At 37.6% G+C, this 2,834-nt stretch carries 3 protein-coding genes; all 3 read left to right on the forward strand.

Annotated elements, in window-relative coordinates; translation table 11 throughout:
• Window positions 1-578, forward strand: a 578-nt coding sequence (locus OMO38_RS20205) for a UDP-galactopyranose mutase (RefSeq protein ID WP_264751942.1), incomplete at its 5' end; no start/stop codon positions are given.
• A complete protein-coding gene (locus OMO38_RS20210) occupies window positions 568-1,746 on the forward strand; it encodes a glycoside hydrolase family protein (protein ID WP_264751982.1) in 1,179 nt (392 codons plus the stop codon). The genes OMO38_RS20205 and OMO38_RS20210, both read left to right, overlap by 11 nt.
• Before the next feature lie 454 nt (window positions 1,747-2,200).
• Window positions 2,201-2,834 (forward strand): PQQ-dependent sugar dehydrogenase (locus tag OMO38_RS20215; RefSeq protein ID WP_264751983.1); only part of this gene is annotated, 634 nt, incomplete at its 3' end.

Below are 2,834 nucleotides of genomic sequence, written 5' to 3' on the forward strand. Positions count from 1 at the left end.
ATAAAGATGACCGTTATTTTACAGATACTTTTCAGGCAATGCCAAAGAATGGTTATACTGAGATGTTTAAAAAAATGCTGTCGCACAAAAATATCAGCATTATGCTTCAGACAGATTACAAAGACATTGTTGATGTAATTCCTTTTAAAACATTAATCTATACGGGTCCAATAGATTCTTATTTTGATTACTGCTACGGCAAACTGCCTTACCGTTCTATTGATTTTAAATTTGAAACCCTGAATCAGGAAAACTATCAGGCGACCGGAACCGTCAATTATCCTACCTCAAATTTATACACAAGAATTACTGAATTTAAATTTCTTACAGGACAGAAAAACGAAAAAACAACCATCGTTTACGAATATCCTACTGCTGAAGGTGATCCTTATTATCCGATTCCGAGAAAGCAGAATCAGGAAATTTACAATCAGTACAAAAGGCTATCAGAAGATCATCCGGATGTATTTTTTACCGGACGTCTAGGTACTTACAAATATTATAACATGGATCAGGTAGTGGCGCAGTCATTGGCGCTTTTCAAAAAGTTAAAAAGTAGGGAAGAGTATGTTCAGTAATGATTTTCTGGCTTTAAATAATAATCCTTTTAAAAGCTTCCTGATGGGTGGTTTTGAATGTGCCGATCAGCAAAATGCATTTGGGAACAGAGTAGATTTGTACAAAACTTCGGGTCACGATCAATATCTGGAAGCGGACTATGATCAGTTAAATGAATTAGGAATTAAAACCGTGCGTGAAGGAATCCGTTGGAGTGCAGTCGAAACAAAACCATATCAGTACGATTGGCGTGAAGTAGACCGAATGATCAGCGTTTCTCAGGCGAAAGGAATTCAGGTAGTTTGGGATATCTGTCATTTTGGTTTTCCTGATGATCTTACTCCTCTTCATCCAATGTTCTCACGGAGGTTCAGTCATTTGTGTCGTGAATTTGTGATCAGATACAGAAGCCTTATTCCTGAAGGTACTTTAATTATAACGCCGATTAATGAAGTGAGTTTTATTTCGTGGCTCGGAGGTGATGTCAGAGGGACTTCTCCGTACTGCGTTGGGCAGGGCTGGGAAGTAAAATATGGTTTAATGAAGGCTTACATTGAAGGGATTGAAATGATGAAAGAAGTAGATCCATCAGTAAGAATTTTAATCACAGAACCTTTAGTGAGCATCGTTTCGAATGATCCGGGAAATGTTGACGCACTTTTATTTGCTGAAGAAAAGCATTTTGAACAGTTTCAGGTTCACGATATCCTTTCTGGAATCATGTGTCCGGAACTCGGAGGTAAACCGGAGTATCTTGATATTATTGGAGTTAATTACTATTACAACAATCAGTGGATTAATGAAACTCATGAATTTTTGCCGTGGGCAGAAGAGCCGCCTCATCCATTGTTCAGATCTCTTCATTCTTTAGTTGAAACAGTTTTCACAAGGTACGGAAGACCGATGATCATTGCCGAAACAAGCCATCCCGGTGAAGACCGTGCAAAATGGATTCGGTCAATCACAAAAGAATGTAAAACTATCCTCAGATCCGGACTTCCGCTCTTAGGCTGCTGTTATTACCCGATTATTGACAGGCCAGACTGGGATGATTTGGAAGACTGGCATCACAGCGGAATCTATGATATTTTTGATACGAATTCTTTAGAAAGAATACCTGATAATGACAGCATCAATGCCATTTTAGAATTTAAAAGACAGATGAATGCACTTCAGGTCTTAACTTAATTTTGAACGTACAAATAAAATTTTTAAAGCCTTTTAATCCATTTAGAAGGCTTTATTTCTGAAAGTCCTTTTAATTGAAAATGGTAATTCCATTTTTTTTCAAAAATTAATGCCATTGAATGGATTTATTTTGGCGGTATGACCTAAGTCATAACATCCCATAGCTGACAGTAATAACTTTGGTTGAGATCGTAGGAAGACATCAATATCAGTCGTCTCTGTGACAGATGTCAGACAATTTAAATCACTAATCAAAAATATTATGAAAAAAGAAAATTCTAAAGTTGCTGAAAGGGCTACTCAGCTTCATAACATAACTCCGGATGATACCGTCAGGACGCTGTAGATTCAACTCTCCATTAGATAAAATCAGATTTATCACGCAGGCAACGCTGCATATCAAATAACAGATCAAGCTGTACGATACAGCTTCATAATTTTAAATCTAAAAAAGATGAGCAGAAAAACTATTTTAAAAATCATTCCTTTAATGACCGCTTTTGTTTTTTCAAATTCATCAGCGCAAAGAGGAATTCCTCCCAAGGATATTACAAAAATTACCCATTCTACCAATTACCCGGAACATCTCGATTTCCTCCCCGAAATGGTTAATCTCTTAAAAGTTCCAGACGGATGGATGGTATCGATCGCTGCTTCAGGATTAGGAAAACCGAGAATGCTTTATCATACTCCCAATGGAAATCTTTACGTCACAAGACGTGATACAGGAGATGTGCTCCTTTTAAAAGATACTAATAACGACGGCAAATTTGAGGAAGTAAAAACAGTGGCAGCAGAATTTAAAGGCGTCCACGGAATTACTATGAAAGACGGATTGATGTATTTATGTAACAATAATGAATTGCGCAGATACACAGTCAACACAGACGGAACACTGTCTAATAAAGAAATGCTGTTTAATGATATGCCGAGTGCAGGACAACATCCAAACAGAACCATGGATTTTGGGCCGGATGGTAAGCTTTATATTTCAATCGGAACACTCTGTAATGACTGTAAAGAGTCCGACCGCGAGGCTGCAACGATGATACAGGTTGATCCTTCTACAGGGAAAAGAATGATTTTCG

Source organism: Chryseobacterium kimseyorum, from assembly GCF_025971945.1.
In the GTDB taxonomy this organism is placed as follows: domain Bacteria; phylum Bacteroidota; class Bacteroidia; order Flavobacteriales; family Weeksellaceae; genus Chryseobacterium; species Chryseobacterium kimseyorum.